General features: G+C 42.4%; 21 protein-coding genes. 5 read left to right on the top strand and 16 right to left on the bottom strand.

Annotated features, from left to right (window positions below):
- Window positions 1-80 precede the first annotated feature (80 nt).
- The gene (locus ENLAB_RS01760; RefSeq protein ID WP_077454400.1) at window positions 81-1,196 is read right to left on the bottom strand and encodes an AI-2E family transporter; all 1,116 of its coding nucleotides are present in this window, start codon (window positions 1,194-1,196) and stop codon (window positions 81-83) included.
- Between the two features lie 142 nt (window positions 1,197-1,338).
- Between ENLAB_RS01760 and ENLAB_RS01765 the strand changes: the two genes are divergently transcribed.
- Complete coding sequence (locus tag ENLAB_RS01765; RefSeq protein ID WP_244352344.1) at window positions 1,339-1,782, top strand: GNAT family N-acetyltransferase; 444 nt, start codon at window positions 1,339-1,341, stop codon at window positions 1,780-1,782.
- Window positions 1,783-1,840: 58 nt separating this feature from the next.
- Here ENLAB_RS01765 and ENLAB_RS01770 read toward each other — a convergent pair whose 3' ends face one another.
- The 4 genes from ENLAB_RS01770 to recX all read right to left on the bottom strand — a co-directional run bounded on the left by ENLAB_RS01770 (window position 1,841) and on the right by recX (window position 5,530).
- Window positions 1,841-2,803 carry an N-acetylmuramoyl-L-alanine amidase gene (locus tag ENLAB_RS01770; RefSeq protein WP_244352346.1) on the bottom strand — a complete coding sequence of 321 codons (963 nt, stop codon included), beginning with the start codon at window positions 2,801-2,803 and terminating at the stop codon, window positions 1,841-1,843.
- 161 nt (window positions 2,804-2,964) lie between these two features.
- On the bottom strand, window positions 2,965-3,498 hold the full coding sequence (gene ntdP / locus ENLAB_RS01775; protein ID WP_005225863.1) for a nucleoside tri-diphosphate phosphatase: 534 nt from the start codon (window positions 3,496-3,498) through the stop codon (window positions 2,965-2,967).
- 93 nt (window positions 3,499-3,591) lie between these two features.
- Window positions 3,592-4,743, bottom strand: a complete 1,152-nt coding sequence (gene mutY, locus ENLAB_RS01780) for an A/G-specific adenine glycosylase (protein WP_244352348.1) — start codon at window positions 4,741-4,743, stop codon at window positions 3,592-3,594.
- A complete protein-coding gene (gene recX / locus ENLAB_RS01785) occupies window positions 4,736-5,530 on the bottom strand; it encodes a recombination regulator RecX (RefSeq protein WP_008378247.1) in 795 nt (264 codons plus the stop codon). Before recX ends, mutY begins: the two co-directional genes overlap by 8 nt.
- 114 nt (window positions 5,531-5,644) lie before the next feature.
- On the opposite strand from recX, the gene rlmD reads away from it, so the two are divergent.
- Window positions 5,645-7,021, top strand: coding sequence for a 23S rRNA (uracil(1939)-C(5))-methyltransferase RlmD (gene rlmD / locus ENLAB_RS01790; protein WP_244352350.1), 1,377 nt, complete (start codon window positions 5,645-5,647; stop codon window positions 7,019-7,021).
- 119 nt (window positions 7,022-7,140) lie between these two features.
- Here rlmD and tnpA read toward each other — a convergent pair whose 3' ends face one another.
- From tnpA to ENLAB_RS01815, 5 genes are all read right to left on the bottom strand, one after another.
- Window positions 7,141-7,593: an IS200/IS605 family transposase gene (gene tnpA, locus ENLAB_RS01795; protein ID WP_196044314.1), complete on the bottom strand. Its 453-nt coding sequence runs from the start codon at window positions 7,591-7,593 to the stop codon at window positions 7,141-7,143.
- A 230-nt stretch (window positions 7,594-7,823) separates the two neighbouring features.
- Window positions 7,824-8,393, bottom strand: coding sequence for a hypothetical protein (locus ENLAB_RS01800; protein ID WP_244352351.1), 570 nt, complete (start codon window positions 8,391-8,393; stop codon window positions 7,824-7,826).
- Between the two features lie 16 nt (window positions 8,394-8,409).
- Window positions 8,410-9,615 (bottom strand): ABC transporter permease, encoded by a 1,206-nt coding sequence (locus ENLAB_RS01805; protein WP_244352352.1) that lies wholly within the window; start codon window positions 9,613-9,615, stop codon window positions 8,410-8,412.
- Entirely contained in the window at window positions 9,612-10,286 is a 675-nt protein-coding gene (locus ENLAB_RS01810; protein ID WP_086292217.1) for an ABC transporter ATP-binding protein, read from the bottom strand. The genes ENLAB_RS01805 and ENLAB_RS01810 overlap by 4 nt, the downstream gene beginning before the upstream one ends.
- A complete protein-coding gene (locus ENLAB_RS01815) occupies window positions 10,270-11,499 on the bottom strand; it encodes an efflux RND transporter periplasmic adaptor subunit (protein WP_244352353.1) in 1,230 nt (409 codons plus the stop codon). The genes ENLAB_RS01810 and ENLAB_RS01815 overlap by 17 nt, the downstream gene beginning before the upstream one ends.
- 244 nt (window positions 11,500-11,743) lie before the next feature.
- On the opposite strand from ENLAB_RS01815, the gene ENLAB_RS01820 reads away from it, so the two are divergent.
- Together ENLAB_RS01820 and ENLAB_RS01825 are read left to right on the top strand one after the other, a co-directional pair.
- Window positions 11,744-12,889 (top strand): sensor histidine kinase, encoded by a 1,146-nt coding sequence (locus tag ENLAB_RS01820; RefSeq protein ID WP_244352354.1) that lies wholly within the window; start codon window positions 11,744-11,746, stop codon window positions 12,887-12,889.
- A gap of 18 nt (window positions 12,890-12,907) precedes the next feature.
- A complete protein-coding gene (locus ENLAB_RS01825; RefSeq protein WP_086292214.1) occupies window positions 12,908-13,585 on the top strand; it encodes a response regulator transcription factor in 678 nt (225 codons plus the stop codon).
- 147 nt (window positions 13,586-13,732) lie between these two features.
- Here the strand turns inward: ENLAB_RS01825 and glyS are convergent, their stop codons facing one another.
- From glyS to ENLAB_RS01850, 5 genes are all read right to left on the bottom strand, one after another.
- A complete protein-coding gene (gene glyS, locus ENLAB_RS01830) occupies window positions 13,733-15,805 on the bottom strand; it encodes a glycine--tRNA ligase subunit beta (protein WP_244352355.1) in 2,073 nt (690 codons plus the stop codon).
- 1 nt (window position 15,806) lies between these two features.
- Window positions 15,807-16,718 (bottom strand): glycine--tRNA ligase subunit alpha, encoded by a 912-nt coding sequence (glyQ, locus tag ENLAB_RS01835; protein WP_077454407.1) that lies wholly within the window; start codon window positions 16,716-16,718, stop codon window positions 15,807-15,809.
- A 15-nt stretch (window positions 16,719-16,733) separates the two neighbouring features.
- Window positions 16,734-16,973, bottom strand: a complete 240-nt coding sequence (locus ENLAB_RS01840; RefSeq protein WP_081118113.1) for a hypothetical protein — start codon at window positions 16,971-16,973, stop codon at window positions 16,734-16,736.
- Between the two features lie 299 nt (window positions 16,974-17,272).
- Window positions 17,273-19,030, bottom strand: coding sequence for a glycoside hydrolase family 35 protein (locus ENLAB_RS01845; protein ID WP_244352356.1), 1,758 nt, complete (start codon window positions 19,028-19,030; stop codon window positions 17,273-17,275).
- Window positions 19,030-21,042: a beta-galactosidase gene (locus ENLAB_RS01850; RefSeq protein WP_244352358.1), complete on the bottom strand. Its 2,013-nt coding sequence runs from the start codon at window positions 21,040-21,042 to the stop codon at window positions 19,030-19,032. The genes ENLAB_RS01845 and ENLAB_RS01850 overlap by 1 nt, the downstream gene beginning before the upstream one ends.
- A gap of 121 nt (window positions 21,043-21,163) precedes the next feature.
- Between ENLAB_RS01850 and ENLAB_RS01855 the strand changes: the two genes are divergently transcribed.
- Window positions 21,164-21,970: an AraC family transcriptional regulator gene (locus tag ENLAB_RS01855; protein ID WP_140964889.1), complete on the top strand. Its 807-nt coding sequence runs from the start codon at window positions 21,164-21,166 to the stop codon at window positions 21,968-21,970.
- Here the strand turns inward: ENLAB_RS01855 and recO are convergent.
- On the bottom strand, window positions 21,964-22,737 hold the full coding sequence (gene recO / locus ENLAB_RS01860) for a DNA repair protein RecO (RefSeq protein WP_142424313.1): 774 nt from the start codon (window positions 22,735-22,737) through the stop codon (window positions 21,964-21,966). The genes ENLAB_RS01855 and recO overlap by 7 nt on opposite strands.
- Between the last annotated feature and the right edge of the window lie 6 nt (window positions 22,738-22,743).

Here is a 22,743-nt window from a genome sequence, read left to right on the forward strand (position 1 = left end):
AAAAAAAATCGTGGGCTTAGCCCACGATAAAATCCTATCACAAAGTTTTTTTCTTTGCAATAAAAAACACCAGTCATTGATTATTCAATCAACCGTTCCTGATTTTTCTTAATTTTGTCATCTTTGATTAGGCGAACAATAAAGACGACGATCGTTCGGCAAATCGCATAAAATGGCACACCTAAGAAAATTCCTAATAAGCCAGCTAGATTACCAGCAACTAATAAGACCAAAATGATCGTTAACGGATGGATCGCCAATGATTTGCCAATCACATTCGGGTAAATAACATTTCCGTCTAATTGTTGGACGATCAGAACCACGATACAGCATAGTAGCGCTCGGAAAGGTTCATCAAAGACCGTCACTAATACCGCCGGAATCAAGCCAAGATAAGGACCTAAATATGGGATCAAGTTCGTAACCCCTGCGATCACACCGAATAAAAAGGCATAATTGACGCCAATCATCCAGTAACCGATGAAGGTGAAGGTACCAACAAAGATACATTCGATCGCTTGCCCACTGATGTAGTTGGACAATGTTTTGTTTAGGTCGCCCAGCAAGCCAACGATCTGCTCTCGTCTTCTTTCTGGAAAGACAGTTTTCAGATTAGGAACCAGCTTTTCCCCATCCTTCAGCATGTAAAACAAGATAAAAGGTACGGTCACGATGATCATTGTTGCGGAAGCGATCGTACTGACGATCGATCCTAAACTGGTGGATAATCCACTAAGAAACTGCTGTAGCAATGAGCCGTAAGAAAGATTTAGGTTTTCTAATTGCTGGGCGATATCGATTTGTTTGAAGAATGGATCATCTGCGATTCTTGAGATCCAGCTCTCCATATTCTTGGCAAATGTTGGAATATTTTCTGCCAATGAAGAAATCTGACTCACCAAATTAGGAATAACACTGACGAAAATCAAGATGATGGCTGCTACTAATAACAACAGAACGAGTATGACAGCAAACAGCCGTTTTATTTTGGTGGTTTTCATCAAAAATAAGACGATTGGATTTAGCAGATAATAGAGAAAGCCAGCAATCAATACTGGTGCAAATAAAGTAGAAAAAAACGTGCCGATCGGTGCAAATAGAAAATTGACTTTACTTAACACAAATACAAGTGTCACTAAAACCAATGCTTCCAAAGACCAAAAGAACAGTTTTGATTGTTTGAATTTGTCGAACAAAAGATTCCCTCCCTTTTTTATAACATTATAGATGATTTTGAAAAAAAAAGCTTGCGACTTTAGCCGCAAACAAAAGAAATTTGTAAAAAAAGTGGTATACTATTAAAAATAACGGAGAAATATTAGCTGAGGTGAGTTTTTTATGCATATTGCACAAACAAAAGATACGCTAAGTGACATTTATCTGGCGTCATTGAAAATACGAAATCAAGTGTTCGTGAAAGAGCAAGGTGTTCCATTAGCATTGGAAGTAGATGAAAATGAAGCATTGGCAGTCCACTTCGTCTTATATGACGATGATAATGAAGCAGTCGCAAACTTGCGTTTCTTACCTATCTCTGATCATGAAGTGAAGTTGCAGCGAATGGCAGTCCCCGCTGCTCATCGTGGTTCAGGTTACGGCAGACAACTGATCGAAGGTGCGGAAGCCTTCATTCAAAAACAAGGAATCAAAAAGGTCACTTTAGGCGCACAATTAACCGCCAAAGAGTTTTACTTGAAGTTAGGCTATCAGCCTGAAGGCGATGTCTTTTTAGACGCGGACATGCCCCATATCAAAATGAGCAAAACCTTTAACGAGAAGTGATTCCTTCAAACAGCGACCATAAAACAGATCCTTCCTCTGTTTTGTTGTCGCTGTTTTTTTATTCCTCTGCTTCCACGATCTCTTTAATCGCTGCCAGCAACGCTTGCGCCACCTTTTGATCATAGCCGTCACTCGTGATCACTGACAGATCGGTGTCACTGTTCAAATAGCCTAACTCCAATAAAACTGCTGGAATATATTGTTCTCGCAAAACATAATAGTTACCAAAACGGGTACCGTTGGAACTCAATGCAACCGAGGAACTCAAATTGGCAGTGATCGTTTCTGCCATCTCTTTTGCCCCAGTATAGTAATAGTATGTTGTCAGTCCTTGATTGCTGTTTGGTATTTCTGAATTATCGTAATGAATGCTGATAAATAGATCTGGTTCTTCTGAAAGAGAAGCAGCGGTAATATCTGACAGCGAGAGATAACGATCTTCGGTGCGTGTAGAACTGACTTGAATACCTGCTTTGGTCAGTGCTTCGCCGATCGTTTGGACTGTTGCTAACGTCAAATCTTTTTCCATGATCGTTTGATCCGTCGAAAGTGCCCCAGAATCTTCGCCGCCGTGACCTGCATCAAGGACGACTTTGAAGTTCGATAAATCTTTTGGTACTGCCGAAAGCGCGACTTCTTGAATCGATGCTGATTGCTTTTCAATGTAACCTGTTACCCCATCATCTGTTTGAATTTCAACCATCTCTTCTGTTTGACTGATGAAGGTTGCCCAACTTCCTCGATGGATTTTCCCAATGACTGTCTCTTGACTTGTTGTCTGATAGATCGATACATAATCGTTCTCACTTTCAACCGCTGCATCGTATTCTGAGGGATCTACATAAATTCGGACCATACTGACAGTCTGAGCGGTCTCTTCTGTTTGAGCGTTAGGCTCAGTTTGAGAAGTACTTTCTTGACTCTCCTCCCGAGCGGATTGGTCATTTCTCAACACAGCAAACCCCGCTGCAAAAAGCAGAATCATGGTGGTCCCGATAACAAGCTTCCCTTTTTTCTTCATGTGCTTCCCCCACTTATTTTCTTAGTCTCTTTATCATGGGACTATCAGCTTAAACGGAACTTAAAGCCTGCTGATGGAAGCATTCCTTTAGAGACACAAAAAAACTCCAACCAATTTGGTTGAAGTTTCTTGGGAAAAATGAGCGATCCGACCCATTTTACTTATTTTTGAGACAACTGCTTGTAGCGATCATACCAAATGTCCACATACCCTTGCGAAAAGGGTCCTTTGCCATTATTGATCCAATCTACTAAAATTTTGACATTTTCTTTCAAGATAAAATCAATGTCTTGCGGATATTGCATAATCTTACTGTGCAATTCATACTCATCCACATCTAGTAAACGTTTCTCGCCATCAGGAAATACTTTGATATCAAGGTCATAATCGATATATTTCAATGCCTCTTCATCAAGTAAATACGGTGAAGCAAGATTACAATAATAGGAAACCCCCTTCTCTCGAATCATTGCAATAACATTAAACCAGTATTTTTTATGAAAATATACAATTGCTGGTTCACGGGTAACCCAGCGTCTTCCATCTGATTCGGTCACTAGTGTATGATCGTTGACCCCTATCACTGAGAATTCACTGGTCTTTAAGACCATCGTATCCCGCCACGTTCGATGCAAATTGCCGTCATGTTTGTAGCTTTGAATGCTGACAAACTCTCCTTCTTTTGGAACTCGCATAGCAACCCTTCCCTCAGCAAGAAAACTTGCGTTTTGTTTGGGTGTTCATTACACCGACATCGTTAATATTATAGCAATAAAAGAAAGCTTTGCCTAGAAATCTTTATCGAGTTTCTGATATTTCTTTAATTGCTCGACTAATTTCTGCTGAGGTTTTGGAAAAACATAGTTTTGAAAGGACTCTTTGGCAGCCCATTCGCTGTCTTGTAACGTGAGCTCTCCCCGTTTTCTGCCATAAAATAAAAGGACATGCCATTTCAAATGACTAAAGATATGCGTGATCTCACCAAAATGTCGTTTTTGCCAAACGACAGGCAGATCAGGAAAAATCTCGAGTGCATCATCTTCGGCAATCAAATCTAACTGCAACTGCTCCTCTTTTGCCCATGTCCGCTGCAAAGCCTCATATTGTTCTTTCGTTACTTCTACCAACGGGAAATGCCACATAGAGGCCAATAAGCCTGTTTCAGGTCGCTGCACAAGTAGAAACGAGCCTTGATCTTCGATGGCGCCTGCGATGTAGTAGACATCCTTGGGCTTGGCTTTTTTCGATTTCACTGGAAAGTCTGTTTGTCGATTCTCTGCATAAGCAAGACAGTACTGGCTGATGGGACACTCTTCACATTTCGGTGTGGTGGGTGTACAGATTCGTGAGCCAAGATCCATCAAGGCTTGATTAAACTCACCGGGTTCATCGGGGGAAATGATCGTTCTCATCGCCTCGTCGAATGGTCTTCGGCTGCTAGCTTTCGCAATATCTGCTTCGATACAAAATAACCGACTGACGACCCGCATCACATTTCCATCGATCGCCGGTTCTGGTAAGCCAAAAGCAATACTGCCGATAGCACCAGCTGTATAGGGACCAATTCCTTTTAGTGAACGAATCTCCTCAATTGAATTGGGCATTTTCCCGTCGAATTCTGCCACGATTTGCTGGGCAGCCGCCTTCAGATTGCGGGCACGAGAGTAATAACCTAGACCTTCCCAAACCTTTAACAGCTTTTGTTCTTCAGCTTCAGCCAAGTCTTGGATCGTTGGGAATTGCTCCATAAAACGGTAAAAATAGCCAATCACTGTTTCCACTCGTGTTTGTTGAAGCATGATCTCTGAGATCCAGATTGCATACGGATCGTTGGTCGCCCGCCAAGGCAGATTGCGTTTTTCTTTATGATACCAAGTTAAAAATGTTTCTTGGAACGTCTTGATTTTTTCTTCATCCCAAGTTTCCCATTGCTTACTCATCCATTACTTCCTCATCTAAGAATCGTTGTATATCATCGATGGCAAACCCTTTTTGATAAAGACCTTGCTTGATTTTCATTTTTCGTTTCATCAAGGGCAAACGTTGATGCCGCCGCATAAGGCGAGCACCTTCTCTTTGGAGCGCTTCATTTTCTTGGTCCTCATCTTTTTCCATCGGTAATTCATCCAAAATCATTTGAATGACTCCTTGATGAAAACCTTTTTGCATCAAATGCATTTTTATCTTTTGGATCATTTCTTTATGGCTTTTATTGTGAAAACGACGCATCGCTTTTTCAGCCGTATGATACCCGACTTCAAACTGCATTTCCTCGGTATACAAAGGCAGTACTTCTTGAATCACGGGATCTTTCAAGCCTTTTTTTCTCAATTGCTGGCTGATGACCACGGGGCCTTTATCACTCATACGGACTTGGGTGCGAATGTAGCTCTCTCCATAGTTTTTGTCATCGATCAAATTCAGCTCTTTTAGACGTTCAACAACTAAGTCTCGGTCTTGTTTTTCGATTTCTTTGTCTTTCAAATAGGTACGGACTTCCATTTCAGAACGCAGCTGATAGCTGATATAGTTCATGGCTTGCTGCAATCCTAAATCAAATCCCGCACTTTTTTTGATTTCTTTTAATTCTTCTTCACTCAGTTCCTTGCCTTTTAATAGCCGAAAACGGACCAAAAGATCTTCTGAGACCCGCAGCGTTTCACCTTCTGATGTCGCCACCTCATAAAAGGGTCCTTTTCCTTTATTGATACGAATAATTGTATTCATCTTCTTCACCTCGCGAACGTACATTCTATTTTACCACAACTACAATGAAATTCCTTCTAATCAAGCTGAAAAAATGTGGTAAAATGAACTGACTATTTTATTTAAGGAGTTCACATGGCAAATACACAAGTCCAGCTTGGACAAAAATTACAACTAACGATCAAACGCTTAGGGATCAACGGAGAAGGCATCGGGTATTACAAAAAGCTGATCATCTTTGTTCCCCGTGTTCTACCGGGGGAACAGGTTATTGCCGAAGTCACCAAAGCATCTCCCCGCTTTGCTGAAGCCAAGATGACCAAAATCGTCAAGCCAAGCAGCGATCGCATCCAACCACCGTGCAAGTTTTACGACCGGTGCGGCGGCTGCCAATTGCAACATTTAGTCTACGATAAACAATTAGATTTCAAAAAAGACCTCTTGAAACAAGCACTTGAAAAATTTAAGCCAAATGGCTACCAACAGTTTGAACTAAGGGATACTTTAGGCATGGATGTTCCTTGGCATTACCGCAACAAAGCGCAATTTCAATTGCGTTACAACAGTCAAACCAAACGTATCGAAGCGGGTTTATACGAAATGGAGACCCATCGCTTAGTCGCCATTGATGATTGCCTCGTACAAGAACAAGATACGCAAAAAGTGATCAACGGCATCGTCCAGTTGTTGAATAAATACCAGATCCCCATTTACGATGAACGCAAAAACAGCGGTATTCTACGAACATTGATGGTTCGTATCGGGATCGCGACTGGCGAAGTCCAAGTCGTGTTCATTACCAATTCTGTCAAACTGCCGCAAAAAAATGCGCTGATTCGCGAGATCAATCAGCGCTTGCCGCAAGTCGTTTCCATCATGCAAAATGTGCAAAACAAAAAAACATCCGTCGTCATGGGAGAGGAAACGATTCATCTTTGGGGCAAAGAAGCAATCGAAGAACGGTTGAATGAACTGACCTTCGACTTGTCCGCCCGCGCATTCTTCCAGCTGAATCCGCAGCAAACCAGCGTCTTGTATCAAGAAGGGTTAAAAGCCCTTGACTTGAGCAAAAATGAAACAGTCGTTGATGCCTACTGCGGCGTGGGAACGATTGGGTTGAGCGTGGCTCCTTATGCCAAAGAAGTCCGCGGTATGGACATTATTCCTCAAGCAATTGAAAATGCCCAAGAAAATGCGCGCCGCATTGGTGCCCAAAATACCCATTATGAAACGGGTACTGCGGAGGAGCTATTACCAAAATGGTTCAATGAAGGCTTCAAACCTGATAGCATCATTGTTGATCCGCCAAGGACAGGCTTGGATGAACGATTATTGAAAGCTTTGCTGAAACAGCCACCGAAGAAGATGGTCTATATATCTTGTAATGTTTCTACTTTAGCAAGAGACTTAGTCCAACTAGCCAAAGTGTTTCACGTAGAATATCTGCAATCAGTAGATATGTTTCCACAAACCGCCCGCTGTGAAGTGGTAGTAAAATTGACCCGCAAGTAAATATCCACCCGTGAAACGGGTGGCTTTTTAACAGCCCTAGAAGGGCTCACCACTCGCTAGCCCCTTAAAAGGGGCTTTTTAAATGACCACCAACCGCTCACAGCCCTATCTCTCTTTCACTATTTAAATGGATCTACATACTCTTGTTTACTTATACTATCTCTTATTCGATCATCTGCTTCTTGTTCTCGAATATATTTTTCAATTGTTTTTTGATTTAAACCAACCGTACTCACGTAGTATCCTTTGGACCAAAAGCTTTTATTCCCATACGTATATTTCAAATTCGCATGTTTTTCATGGATTAAGGTTGCACTTCGTCCTTTTAAGTAGCCCATAAAACTAGAAATACTAATCTTTGGTGGTATTCTTACTAACATATGAATATGGTCAGGCATGGCATGAGCTTCGATGATTTCAACATCCTTCATCTCACACAATTTTCTTAATATCTGACCAATACTTACTCTTAACTTTCCATAAATCACTTTTCGTCGATACTTCGGGGTGAAGACTATGTGATACTTACAATTCCATCTAGTATGTGCTAAACTTTTATCGTCGTTAGACATAAAAAAACTCCTTTCGATCTGATATGCGGTTGGTAGCCACTATTAGTATATCGAAAGGAGTTTTTTATCGCTAAAGCTATCTCGTCCACGCGTAGAAACGCGCGGTTTTTTTGTTTCGTACGCTACGCGAACGAAACTGACTAAAGTCAATAATAATAAACATTCGCCTGACAACTCATCTTATGATCTGTCAGGCGAATATTGTTTTCGTTGTCTTTTAAGCATAACGATTAATTGATTTGTAAGACGAGGACTTTCGTTGCAATGAAGGTATCCCCTACTCGCTGCCCATACAGACTTACCGATCGTTCAAGCTGCAGATCTGCACGTGACCCCTCCACAATTCGAGAATTATGTGATTGTGCATCATATAGAATTACTTTTATCTCAGTCTCGCTAGTAATCGTAAAGGATAATCTTTCCTCAGATGCGATCGCCATATCAAAGACTTCGCCGTCTTCCCCTGTTCCTTGAGAAATGTTCGTCAACTCCATCTCAAAACGATCACCATCAATAAGAATGAGTGTGCCCGTTTCATCTGCTTGTGCCAATTCCTCATTCGCTCGCTCTGCATCTGTCTGAGTCACTTGTTGCGCTTTTGTCTGATCGGTTTGATCGATTTGATCGTGATTATTTTGCGTCTCGTCTCCACTTTGACTCGATTGTGTTTGCGCTTGTGGCGTATTGATTTGGTCGTTGATGGGTACGTTGTCGTTGTTTGTCTGTGGGTCATTCGCAGCAACACCGCAACCACTAAGTAATGCCACAAACAAAATAATTACTGTTTGTTTTTTTTTCATAAAAAACACCTTCCTTTTATTCATAGCGTAATGCTTCGATCGGTTTTAACTTCGACGCTTTATAAGCGGGTAAGTAACCAAAAATAGTACCGATCAGCATTGAAAATGACACACTGATCAAAATGGACAACAATGAGATCGTCATCGGATACTCTAACAGACGCAAGGCGATCAGACTGATCAACAGACCGACGAAGATGCCAATCAGCCCGCCGATCACCGATAAGACGATTGCTTCTGTCAAAAATTGCTGCAAAATCACTTTACGTTTGGCACCCAATGCTTTCTTCAAACCGATCTCTCTGGTACGCTCTGTCACACTGACCAGCATCGTATTCATTACACCGATCCCACCGACGAGTAAGGAAATGCTAGCAATCCCCCCCAGTAAAATCATATTCGATCGATTGATATCATCGGTCATTTTCTGCACTTCATCATAGTTGCGGATGGAAAAAACAAAATCTGAAGGCGGAATACTCTTGGTCAATTCATGGCTGGCTTGAACGACTGCTGATTCTAAGACGTCCGCATTCGTTGCCTGAAACAGCACTGTTGGCCTTTGGTTGAGCTTTCCTTCGACGAAACTTTGGCTGCCTCGAGGGATGAAGACATATTTCCCTGACAGTTGCTCCGTGTCAGAAACAGCTACGCCAACGATACGAAAGGGCGTCCCATTGATTTCGATCAGTTGATTGATAGGATCACGATACGAGAAAAAAATTTCCGCCAAATCTTTCGTAATCAGCGCAACTTGCTTTTGTGTCTGCAATTCGGTTTCAGTCATTGCTCTGCCAGCAAGGATCGTATGGGGCAAAATTTCAAAGAACCCGCCATCCATGCCTAACACTGTCGTATCGGTTTGCTGGTCTCTTTGGAAAACTGTCAGATTGGCTTCATAGAACAAGCTAACGTTCTTGGCGTGATCAATAGTCAACAGCTTTTGCAGCTCTCCTTCTGATAGTTGCGGGGCGTAATCAGGCAAACGATCATTTCTGCCGCTTTCGCCCGCTAAAAAAGCACTTCTAGCGTCATATTCGATCCGCATCGAGTTAGTATCACCACCAATCAGCTGCTTTTTCATGTTCTCAGTATTTCCGTTGATGATACTCACAATGGAAATGATGGAGGCAATCCCGACAATGATTCCTAGCATCGTCAACAAGGAACGCAAACGATGCTGGTAGATTGCTTGAATGGCTAAGCGAATATTTTCGGTCATCTTGTGCCCTCCTCAACAACTTCACCATCTTTAATGACGATTTGCCGCTTTGCATAGTCCGCGACTTCTTGTTCGTGGGTAATCAAAACCACTGTTTTTCCTAGATGATTCAGCTTAGTAAATAACGCCATGATCTCATGACTATTAGCGGTATCTAAAGAACCTGTCGGCTCATCTGCTAAAATCACATTTGCTTCTCCTGCTAATGCCCGAGCGATCGCTACTCGTTGTTTTTGCCCCCCTGACAACTGATTGATCCTAAAATCGATCCGATCCCTCAATCCGACACTTTCTAAGGCGTGAATTGCTCGAGTCGTTCGTTCTTCCTGATTGACACCAGCATACAAGAGCGGTAAGGCAGCATTTTGTAAAACGGATAGTTTGGGCAACAGTTCAAAATTTTGAAACACGAAGCCGATTTTTTGATTGCGGATCTCGGACAGTTCATCTTCACTCATTTGACTGGTATTTTTACCATCAAGTAGATAGCTGCCCGTTGTTGGCGTGTCTAAACAGCCAATAATATTCATCAAGGTCGACTTGCCTGATCCTGATCGGCCCATGATGGAAACAAACTCGCCAGCATTGATTGTTAAGTTGATTTTTTTCAAAACGTGAATTTCGCTAGTGCCCTGTGGGAACGTTTTGCAGACATCAATCAGTTGGATCATTTGGTTTCACATCCATTCCTTCTTGGATCCGAACTGTTGGGAAGACGAGCACCACTTGCATATCCAGTTCACTTTCTAACAGATACATGGCTTCATCCGTTTCATCTTCCATGATTTCCACGGATAGTTTACTGATTTTATGGTCCTCAACGACGTAGATGAAGGGCCTATCTTCTTCATAAAACACGAAAGATTTGGGCAGCTTGATCGCGGTTTGCTCTTCCTCAATGCGTTCTACAAAACAATGGATGCCAATACTAGGTGGCTCTTCACTTTCATCTAAAACGACCTCAAAACTAAATTGCGACAAATTAGGGTTTGCGCCTTGTTCTTCAACCACTACCGAAGGCTCTTTCATATCCCCAACTCGGGTGATTTTTCCAGTCCATCGCTGACTGCCGCCATTACGGTCTCTAAGTTCAACTTTTTGACCAGGCTCAAGTTGATTGCGGCGAAATTCATCCACATTCCCTTTTAAAAAGAGCCGACTGGTATCAACGATCGTCATAAAAGGATTCTCTGGGGCCGCTTCACTTGCGCTTCGATTCATTTGTCGTTCGTCCACGTCTTTAACGATTCCATCAATTTCGGCTTCCACGACATCTGAGCCATGTTGCTCTTGGACTGAACGTAGTTCTAATTCTGCCCGTTCCAGCTCTAATTCGGCATCGCCAATGCTGCTTTCCAAGTTTTGCGCTTCCAGCAACAATTGACTTTGCTGCATTTCCAAATCGGTTTTACGATCTTCCAACCCTTCTTTGTCCTCTTCTTCCGCACTGGCAATTTTTTGTTTCGTCTCCTCCAGCTGATTCGTGACCTTATTGTATTGTTCCCATTTTTGATTCGTTTGCCGTCTTGCTTGTTCCACAGCTCTCGAGCGATTTGCCGTCGCCTGTTCTGCTTCTTTAATGGCCAAAGCCCCCTCAGGGTTAGAGTAAACAAAAAGAGCTTGCCCTGCTTTGACTTGATCCCCTGCCTCTACTTTTTTCTCAACAACTGATCCTCTTGAGCTATCCACTTTGACTTCAACCGTTCTTGCTGGTTCAACGACTCCTACTAAGTAAAAATCTGCTCTCGGTTGCAGATCTTGCAAAGTTATTTGAGTGATGGAAGGTTCTTCACGACGAACACCCCCCCAGGCACTCGTCCAGCCTAAACTGCCGATGATCAGTAAACTACTGATGATCATGAAACTCTTTTTTGATTTGTTCATATGCTTTCTCAAAAATCTCACCTTCCTTATTGGTTAATCGAATGACCACCTTTATTTAACCATTGAATCAATTTCCGTTTTGAACGTTTCTCTTAATATCTGCTAAAGATTTCTTAAGAAAATAGATTTTTTTCGATCTTTTTTTATTAATATGAAGATTTCTTAAGAAGAATTAGCTATTCGCTCCTACTCCTCTTTGCTATAATCAAGAAAGAATCAAGAACGAGTTAGAAAGGACTGTTTCATGCGTAAAAAAACCTCTTTATTTATTTTTTCATTGTTTGGTCTTTGTTTATTGGTAGGTGCCTTATGGCTATTAAAGGAAACGAGACTCATTCAAATGATGCTAGATAATTTTTTGTCAAACCTTGTTACAGATGGCATTGTGGAAACAAGTGATGGCGAAGGAGGGATGATCGTTGGTACCTTTGTCGACTGGCGCCCCATTAAACAATTGTTCTTGGCATTCGCCCTCTTTCTCGTTTTTACCGTTACCTTGATTTGCTATTTTATCTATCGTTATGTTTCAAAGAAAAAAATTGCAAGAATCGCCGAAGGAATTCAGCTCTTTTTCTCTCAATCGGAAGCAAGTTCGACGGGCAGCCTAGCGATCGATCATGAATTATTAAAAATAAAAGATACGATGAACCGCAATGAGGCTCTTTTAAAGGAAGAAACACAGCGCACCAAGGACTTGATCACCTATTTGGCGCATGACTTGAAGACTCCCTTAGCTTCAGTGATCGGCTATCTCAATCTATTGTTGGATACGAAAAACTTGACCAATGAACAAATGACGCAATCCTTGACGATTGCTTTAGAAAAGTCTGAGCGTTTGGAAGCGCTGATGAATGAATTTTTCGACATCACCCGTTTTAATCTGCAAGACATCCAATTGTATCAACGGGAACTTGATTTCGTCTTCTTACTTAAGCAAATCCAAGAAGAATTCTATCCACTGCTGAAAGAAAAAGAACAAACCATCTGCTACACTGGACCAGAGAGCTTGAAATTAAAAGCTGATAGTGAACAATTGGCGCGAGTGTTAAACAATCTGTTAAAAAATGCCATTGCCTATGCGCCTGATCAAACCACCATCACAATGCAGCTAACCGTAGACGAACAAGCAGCCACTTTCATCCTAGCGAATCAAAGTGAGCCGATCGAACAAGAACAATTGGAGGCATTATTTGAAAAATTTTATCGTCTGGATCAAGCTCGTTCAACCAAGACAGGTGGAGCAGGTCTCGGATTGGCGATCGCCAAAGAAATTATTTTGGCGCATCAGGGAACGATCCGAGCTGCTAGCAAGAACAATGAGATTCAAATGATCGTCACATTGCCTTTAGTGACAAATCAACTCGAAAAAACTAGAAAGTCAGTTAACTGAAAAGGAAGGTCAATACGAGTGGAAAAGATACTTTTAGTTGAAGATGAAAAAGAAATTTCTGATTTGATTGCCTTTTATTTACGAAACGAAAATTTTTCTGTCATCACTTGTGCAGATGGGCATGAAGCTCAGGTACAGATCGAGCAAAACAGCTTTTCTTTGGCGATTCTTGATGTCATGCTGCCAGATATCACAGGCTTTGACCTGTGTAAAATCATCCGCAAAAAGCATCATTACCCAATTATTATGTTGACAGCTAAATCTGAGGAAATCGATAAGATCACTGGTTTGACAATTGGTGCCGATGATTACATTACGAAGCCCTTTCGTCCGTTGGAAGTGATCGCTCGGGTGAAAGCTCAGATACGTCGCTCGACCCAATACAACGGCTCAGATCAAAACAAATTGATCGTGAGGGAGTTGGAATTAGATATCAATAAGCGAAGATGTTTCTTGCAAGAAGAAGAACTTTCCCTGACGCCCATCGAGTTTTCCATTTTAAAATTATTGATGGAGCGAAAAGGCCAAGTGGTAAGCTCTGAGGAAATGTTTCAAGAGGTTTGGGGCGAAAAATATTACACGTCTTCCAATAATACCATCATGGTCCACGTTCGAAACCTTCGGGAAAAAATGCACGATACCCACAAGAAGTCCTCTTATATCAAAACCGTTTGGGGAATCGGCTATAAAATTTAACACCAAAAACCGTCCTTTCATTGTACGAAAAGGACGGTTTTCTTGGGTCTGAATACAAGCAAATCGAGAAACATAGAAAAAAACCAGAACTGATTCTTTCAGTTCCAGCTTTTTTTATTTAGAAACCTGCAACTGCAAGCTTCCTTTTTATTTCGTAATCAAAGCATCTAAACTAGCCACTGCCAAACTCATCTTCGCGATTTTATCCAACAAGGCAAAACGATTACGGCGAATATTTTCATCTTCAACCATGACCATTGTTTGATCAAAATAAGCTTCGATCAATGGGCGCAGTGCTACTAAGCTTTGGTAGTTTTCTTCCATCGTTTGATGTGGGAACTTGTCCTCTACGGTTAAGACCGCTTCATACAAGGCAGTTTCAGAGTCGTTTTCAAACAAGGCAGGATCAATGGCTACTTGTTCCAATTCAGCTTTCTTCGCTAAATTGATGACTCGATTCAAGGCTTCCATTGATGGTTTGAAGTCGGTGTCTTGCAGATGTTCTCTTAACATCTGAGCCGTTTCAAATAACGAACTGATATCTGCTTGACGAGCGCCTAAAACAGCTTCAATAACATCATGACGCGTATTTTTGCTGAGTAAGAATTGACGCAGACGGCCTTTCACAAAATCAGTCACTTGTTCTTGACCTGCGGCAAGTTGAATCCCAAAAACTTCCGGTTGGGCATTAATGGCTTCGCGAATCTCTTCTTGCAACTGAACAAATGGGAAGTACCAGCGTTTTTCAGCTAGGATGCGGATAATCCCGTAGGTTTGACGGCGTAAAGCATAAGGATCGTTTGAACCACTTGGAACCATATCAACGGCAAAGAACGCAAGTAAGCTGTCTAATTTATCCGCAATCGCTAATACAGCCCCGATTTTCGATTGTGGCAGTTCGCCTTCTGCCGAGATCGGCATGTAGTGTTCACGAATCGCTTGGGCAACTGCTGGTTTCTCTCCTTGGATCAGGGCATATTTTTCCCCCATGATTCCTTGCAACTCAGGGAATTCCCCTACCATATTGGTCACTAAATCAAATTTATAGATTTGAGCTGCCCGTTGAAGGTCGGTCAGTTCTTCTTCTGTTAAACCAACCGTCTTCCCGATGATTTGTGCAGCTAATCCAACGCGCTGCATTTTTTCATACAAGCTGCCGATTTTTTCGTGGAAGGTGACTTGCTTAAGCTTTTCCACGCAATGGTCGATGGTCAGCTTTTTGTCTTCATTGTAGAAAAACTCAGCATCTTCTAGACGAGCGGTCAGGACTTTTTGGTTTCCTTTGATGACATTATCGATCTTCACAGCATCCCCGTTGCGGGCAGAGATGAAGTGCGGCAGCAATTCTCCGTCAAGGGTGCGGACATCGAAGTAACGTTGATGTTCTTTCATAGAAGTAACTAATACTTCTTCAGGGACAGAAAGATATTTTTCTTCAAAGTCCCCTACAAAGGCTGTTGGGTATTCAACTAGATTTGTCACTTCTTCTAGTAAGTCTTCATCTAAATCGATCCGCCAGTTGTTTTCTTGAGCGATCGCATTGATTTGTGCGGTGATCATTTGTTGACGTTCGCTTGGATCAGCGATGACAAATTGATGCTTCATTTTTTCCAAATAGTCGTCCGCATGATCAAACGTGACCGCCTCACCTAAGAAACGATGACCTTTTGACTCGCGACCGGTAACAATATCAAGGATTTGGAAAGGAATGACTTGCTCACCAAAGAGTGCAACGATCCAATGAATGGGTCGGATGTATTCAAAATCGTAATCTGCCCAGTGCATCGTTACTGGGAACGTCAAACTTGTGATTACTTCCTGCAATCCTTTCAATACCTCAACGGTTGCTTGACCTTGGGTATGTTTCGTTACATAGACATACTCAACCCCTTTTAATTCACGGAAGGTGATGTCATCGGTTGTCAATCCTTGTCCCCGAACAAATCCTTGAGCTGCTTTCGACCAGTTGCCAGCTTCGTCTAAGGCGATTTTTTTCGCTGGTCCTTTGACGTCTTCTTGTGTATCGGCTTGTTTTTCAGGAATACCGGTGACATAAACTGCCAAGCGGCGAGGTGTTGAATAGGCTTCGATCGTTGTATAAGGCAATGCATGAGCATCTAAGAAAGCTGCCGTTTTTTCTTGTAATTGTTTCATACTTGGGGTTACGACATGCGCAGGTAATTCCTCTAAGCCGATTTCTAATAATAGGTTTTGTGCCATCTTATTTTCCCTCCTCAATCAGTTTTTGCGCCACTTCTGGATCAAGCAATGGATAACCGAGGTTTTCCCGTTCTGCTACAAATAGTTTTGCTACTTGACGCGCCATATTCCGGATTCGTGCGAGGTACCCAGCACGTTCAGTGACGGAGACTGCGCCACGAGCATCCAACAGGTTGAAGGTATGGCTGCATTTTAAGATATAGTCGTAAGCTGGATGAACTAACCGTTCATCGATACAACGTTTTGCTTCTTGTTCAAAACGATCGAAGTTCCCTAAAAGCAAGTCTTGGTCACTGACTTCAAAGGAGTATTTTGAATGTTCATATTCAGGTTGGCGGAAAATCTCACCATATTTGACTCCTGCAGACCATTCAAGATCGTAGACACTTTCAACTTCTTGAATATAAGACGCTAGACGTTCTAAGCCGTAAGTGATCTCTGATGTCACTGGCTTACATGCTAGGCCGCCAACTTGTTGGAAGTACGTAAACTGAGTGATCTCCATCCCATCTAACCAAACTTCCCAACCAAGACCTGCACAACCCATTGAGGGATTTTCCCAGTTATCTTCGACAAAACGAATATCATGTTCTAATGGATCGATCCCTAAAAGACGCAGGCTTTCTAAATAAAGCTCTTGGATATTTTCAGGAGAAGGCTTCATCACGACTTGGAACTGGTGGTGCTGATACAAACGATTTGGGTTTTCCCCGTAGCGGCCATCAGCTGGACGGCGAGAAGGTTCTACGTAAGCAGCGTTCCATGGTTCTGGACCGATTGCACGTAAAAATGTGTATGGGCTCATGGTTCCAGCCCCTTTTTCTGTATCATAGGCCTGCATCAGCATACAGCCGTTTTCGGACCAGAATTTTTGCAGGGTCAAAATCATCTCTTGCACAGTTAGTTTACTCATCTTTTTCTTCCTTTCTTATAACGCATTGACGACAGGATAAAATTCGACAACTGATCCGGGGATCAATTTCACTTCGACCACGACATCTGCTTCTAAAACATCAGATAAGTCGTAAAGCATTTGGTCTGGACTCGTTGTAAATTCATGGATAAGCTGTTCATCCTTTAAAAGGCGAACCTGCAGCGGAATACTTGCTAATACTTTGAGCTTTTTTTCGGTAAACGCACTTGCTGGAATCGTCATATCAAATAACATAAAAAAACCTCCTTTGTTTTTGGCTATTCTTGGTGTGAAACATAAAAAAGTCCCTATATCTATACAAAGTGTATAGATATAGGGACGATACATTCGCGGTTCCACCCTACTTCCGACAAGTCGGCAGCTTCATTGATCATGCTCACGGACGCCTGCGAAATAAGGTTCCAACTTGGCTTTCACTCTCCCAAGTTCGCTTCATGGAATGGACTTCTTTCTTTCTTCCGGTCATAGCACGGATTCGATTACCCTTATGATAGTTGCTGATGCTAGGGTTTGTCAATGACTAATTTGAACTTTTATGCTTCTGGGCCTAAATCCGCGTGATCATGAAAGACGATCTCATCAGCGATTTTCCCATCACTTTCAAAAACGATGATCTCGTTTATTCCAGTTTTCAAAAACGGTGCCGGGACGTACAAGCGTTGCTGCGGTCCTTTTTCCCAGAAACGGCCGATCATATGACCATTGACTTGGACAAACCCTTTACCCCAGCCTGGCAATTCGATAAAGGTATCTGCACATTCATCAAAAACACATTCAAAGCGTGAGAAACTTGGTTGTCCTTTTTGCCATTTTCCTTGGAAATCAATAGCATGCAAATTATCCATCGGTAAGGGATAGATTTCCCAGTTGCTTTGGAAGGCGCCATTGATGATCACACCGTCTTTGATGCCTTTGTGCTGGTGGTTCATTTTTACGGAATAATTGACCCGCCCCATATTCTCCACCAAGATCCCCAACTCGTTTTCTGATTCTGATAAATCGAAACTGTAGGTTTGACCGATTTCTTGATCATAATCGATGCGCAAAAGTTCCTGGTTGATAAATGTATGGGCACGATCCATCGTATTGATCAGACGGTAGTCGGCAATCTTCCGAGCAGACCCAATCAGTGAGCGATAATAGATATAACCTGTCGCTTGATTGCAGGCTTCCATCGATAAGGGGTAATTACATATGATCGGTTGACTGATCGTGTCGATCGTCGAAAACAAGGAGACTCGTTCTTTCACTGAGAATGTTCCATAAGCTTTTCGCTCAATTTCCATACTCAAGGGAAACTCAGGAATTTCCGTATAGTCAGCAATCACCTTTTTGAAGGCTTGGTATTTGGCAGTAGGTTCTCCCCATTCTGTCAGTAAGGCATCGTAATCATAGCTAGTGACATCCGGTGCTAAGCGTTCATAATAGTTTGACCCGTTCATAAAGCCAAAATTGGTCCCACCATGAAACATATAGATATTGACAGAACCCAATGCTAAACAATCCTGTAATTCCTTTACTGCATCTTCTGTGGAGGTCGTATGATGCTGGTCGTCACCCCAGGCATCAAACCAGCCGATCCAAAATTCCATGACCATCAATGGCCGTTTTTCTCCGTGAAATCTTCGAAGTTTTTCAAAGTTTTCCTTGATGTTGGAGCCGCAGTTGATCGTAGGCAAAGCCAAGTCTTTGATACTGCCGTTTTCTAGCATATCGTGCCAAGGTCCGTCAGAGGTCACTAACGGCGTTTCTACACCATGCTGCCGCATCGCAGCCACCATTTTTCGCAAATACTCTTTGTCATTGGCGTAGCTGCCGTATTCATTTTCTACTTGCATCATTAAAATCGGACCACCTTGGGTGATCTGCAGATCCCGCACTTGTGGAAACAAATGGGCGAAATATCGAGTGATTTTTTCCATAAATGGTGGATAATCAAACCGAAGCTTCATCATAGGATCTTGCAATAGCCAATAAGGCAACCCACCAAATTCCCACTCCGCACAAATATAAGGTGCTGGTCGCAAAATCACATAAAGCCCTACTTCTTGTGCCGTTTGGATAAATCGCCGCAAATCAAGGATCCCCTCAAACTGATAGACACCTTCTTGTGCTTCATGGAGATTCCAAGGAACATAGGTTTCCACGGTATTACAGCCCATCAAGCGTAGCTTCTCTAAACGATCTTGCCAATATTCAGGAACGACTCGAAAATAGTGGATCGCTCCAGAGATCACTTTAAACGGCTTGTTGTCTAAATAAAAATCATCTGCAATAGCAAAAGTTCGCATCAGTTACGCTCCTCTTTGACGATATAGGTGGTGTACTGTGCCAGTTTCGTTTCTGAAGAAAGAACCTCACCCGTCAGGAGATCCGTTTCTCCGACGAAAATTTCTGGTAAAGGTTGTGCTTCTTCGTGGAAATTGATGATAACGAAGAATTTCGCCTCTGCATTTTCACGACAGGCAACTTCCAGTTTTGTTGCCTCCTTGATCACTGGGGTAATACCGGTTTCTTCGACGATCATTTTGAAAAGCTGATCTTGTAGCTGATCTTCCAACTGGCCACCAAAGTAATAGACAGTTCCTTCACCAAACGTATTTTTCGTCACTGCCGGCATTCCTGCATAAAAATTGCTTGTATAATGCGCTAGTGCTTCGGCGGTTTCTAAATGGATCAAATCGCTGACTAAATTACTGGTTCCTGTCAGTTCTTCATTGACTAAGGAAACCCCGTTTGATTGTTCTGGGGCTAATGCATCGATTTCTTCCACCCAGATGCCAGCTAACTCCCGCAATGGCCCAGGATAGCCCCCTAAGTGAACATTGTCAGATTGATCAACGATACCGCTCATATACGTGGTAAGTAAAGAACCACCTTTCTTAACGTAATCAGTGAGCCGCTCTTGCATCCCTTCTTTGATCATGTAAAGAACCGGAGCTGCAACTAGCTTGTATTTTGATAAGTCAGCATCCACGGGAACCAAATCGACGGCAATATTTTGTTCATAAAAATACCGATAGTAGCGATGGATCTGTTCTACATACTTCAGGTCGACTGTCGGACCGCTGGTGTATTCTAATGCCCAGTAATTGTCCCAATCAAAAATCAAAGCAACTTGTGCTTGAGATTGCGTCCCAATGATGTCTGAAAGCTGCGCTAATTCGGCACCAAGAGCGGCTGTTTCTCGAAAAACTCGCGTGTCTTCATGACCGACATGTTCGATGACCGCGCCATGGAATTTCTCACAAGCGCCAACGGAACGTCGTAATTGAAAGTATTGGATCGTATCCGCCCCATGAGCGATGGTTTGGTAACTTTGTGCCCGCATTTGTCCCGGTTTTTTCAACGAGTTATAAGGTTGCCAGTTTTGTTGCGAAGGTGTTTGTTCCATCAACATAAAGGGCTGTTGTTTCAAGCCACGCATTAGATCATGGGTCATGGCTACTAAACTCCATGGCGTATTATACGATGGATAATTATCCCACGAAACAAGATCCATTTCCTTTGCCCATTTGAAATAATCCAGTCCTTTAAAGGTTCCCATCAAATTCGTTGTAATCGGAGTTGTCGGATCAATTTTCCGAATAGCGTCCCGTTCCATCATATAGTTTTTTAAAAGACTATCCGAGTTGAACCGTCGGTAGTCAATGGAAATACCCGCAAATGCTGTCTTCTCATAGCCGATTCCTTCTGACAGCGCATTTGGCAGCACGATTTCATCCCATTCATACACAGTGTGTCCCCAAAATTCCATGTTCCAGGCTTTGTTCACTGCCTCGATCGTTTGATACTTGTCTTTTAACCAAACACGAAACGCTTTCTCACAGTTTTCGCAATAACATTCTCCACCATATTCATTGTTGATGTGCCAACAAGAGACTTGCGGATTTTCACCGTAACGTTCGGCTAATTTCGTCGCCAATCGCTCAGCGTATTTTTGATAGACTAAGCTGTTAGGGCAGGCATTGTGCCGTTGCCCAAACTTATGACGGCGTCCATCATAATCGGTGCGAGCGACTTCTGGATATTTCTTGAACATCCAAGCTGGCAGCGCCGCCGTCGATGTCGCTAAGACGATATCGAACCCTTCCTTGCTTAATCTGTCAATGATTTGATCCAATTCCTCAAAATCATAATAATTTTCAGAAGGCTGGATCTTTGCCCATGAAAAGACGTTGACGGTCGCACTATTGATACTCGCTTTTTTAAAGATTCGAATGTCTTCTTCCCAAATCTCTTTGGGCCATTGATTGGGGTTATAATCGCCGCCAAATAAAATTCGATCGAAAAATTTTGTCATAAGAATGAACGCTCCTTTAAAATAAAATGATTTCTACTCTCTTATTGTAAGGCTTTTCATTCTGTTGTAGTATAATACATGAAACACTATTTTATAACTTTTCGAAACATGGAGGTTGGATATGCCTATTTATTTTTATCAAACAAACCAGCAGCTGCCTTTGTCGCTTGAAAGTATCGGAAACGATTGGCCACAAGATGACGTTGTTCGTCCCGATGGCTACCCTTACTTTCATTGGCTGCAGACAGAACAAGGAGAAGGCCGCGTCACCTTTGGTCAAGAATCCTTTATCTTACGTCCCAGTGAAGGCATCTTGATTTTTCCTTTTACTCCACATCGCTACTATCCCTTGTCTGATTGGAAAACCTCCTTTGCCACTTTTCAAGGACCTTTGGCAGCTGAGATCTTAAAAAAATTTACAAGTAAACCTTATCTTTTAGTTGAAGAGTCTGAAACTTTTTCCTATATGACTTGGATCAAACAACGCATTAAAGAAGACCCAAAAATCAGTTGGGATCCGTTACAGGCTTCTAGCGAGTGTTATCGTTTTTTGCTGGCGATCATGCAAGAGAACTCGGGGAATCCAACCGAAAAACACCCCTTGTTTCAACAATATCTGATCCCTGTAATACAAGAAATCGAAACCAATTACGATCAGGCGATCACGATCAGAGACTTGGCTGGTTTAGTCTATGTTTCGCCCCAATATCTCTCGCGGTTGTTCCAGCGTTTTCTAGGACAATCCACCGCCCAATACTTATTAAACTATCGCATGGCCCGCGCCAAAGAACTTTTGGTGGCACAGCCGGATCTGCCCATTCAGCAAGCCGCCTTCGCCGTGGGTTTTCAAGATGCGAGTCACTTTACCGCATTGTTCAAAAAAAGAGTCGGCTTAACTCCATTGAAGTTTCGCCAACTCTATCATTGATTTTTCGGTTTTAAGACGTCTTGCCATTGCCCCATCTGATCGATAAACTTCTTGCTTTTCAAATGGATGCCGACATATTCATCATACAATAGATCGATCACTTGTCGAATCGCTGCTTTCGTTTCTGACTTTAATTTGATCGAAGCAATCTGCTCATAGGATATTTGCGAAAACAAGCGAATAAAATGGATCGCACGAGAATCCGCATGATAGCGACGTTCGTCCATCCCCCAGTGCTGTTCACATAAAATACCGCTATATTTTGAGGAATAATCAAACCGACCGTCGGTTTTTCCGCAGATGGCACAATGCGTCCAATTTGGAGTGATCCCGAAACGGTGTAAAATCTGAATCTCAAAAATATTGGTGATGATCTCTGCGTCGTTTCCTTGATCCATCAATTGTAACGCCTCGTGCAGAAATTGGTAAAGATGTGGATCATAGACCCGATCATCGATGGCAGAATCAGCCAGATTCAACAGATAAGTCGCATAGCCAGCGATAAAAATATCACTTTGAATCGTACGAAATGGATGGATGTCTTTGGCATTATTTAAAAAGGACAAGCCTTCCGCTTTGATGGTTCCCATGTAAGTCGCTTCAGTATAGGAGAGCAACGCTGGTGCCAAGGGGTTGTTTTTCCGATGAGCCCCTTTGACATAAAACATTTGCTTCCCAGCTGACTCCGTAAAGATTTTGACTAGCTTGTCCTTTTCTTTATGGTCTTTTGAAAAAAGTAAGATTCCTTTTGTTTCAACAAGATTCATCGTCGT

The organism is Enterococcus innesii, assembly GCF_022846515.1.
GTDB classification, from domain to species: Bacteria; Bacillota; Bacilli; order Lactobacillales; family Enterococcaceae; genus Enterococcus_D; species Enterococcus_D innesii.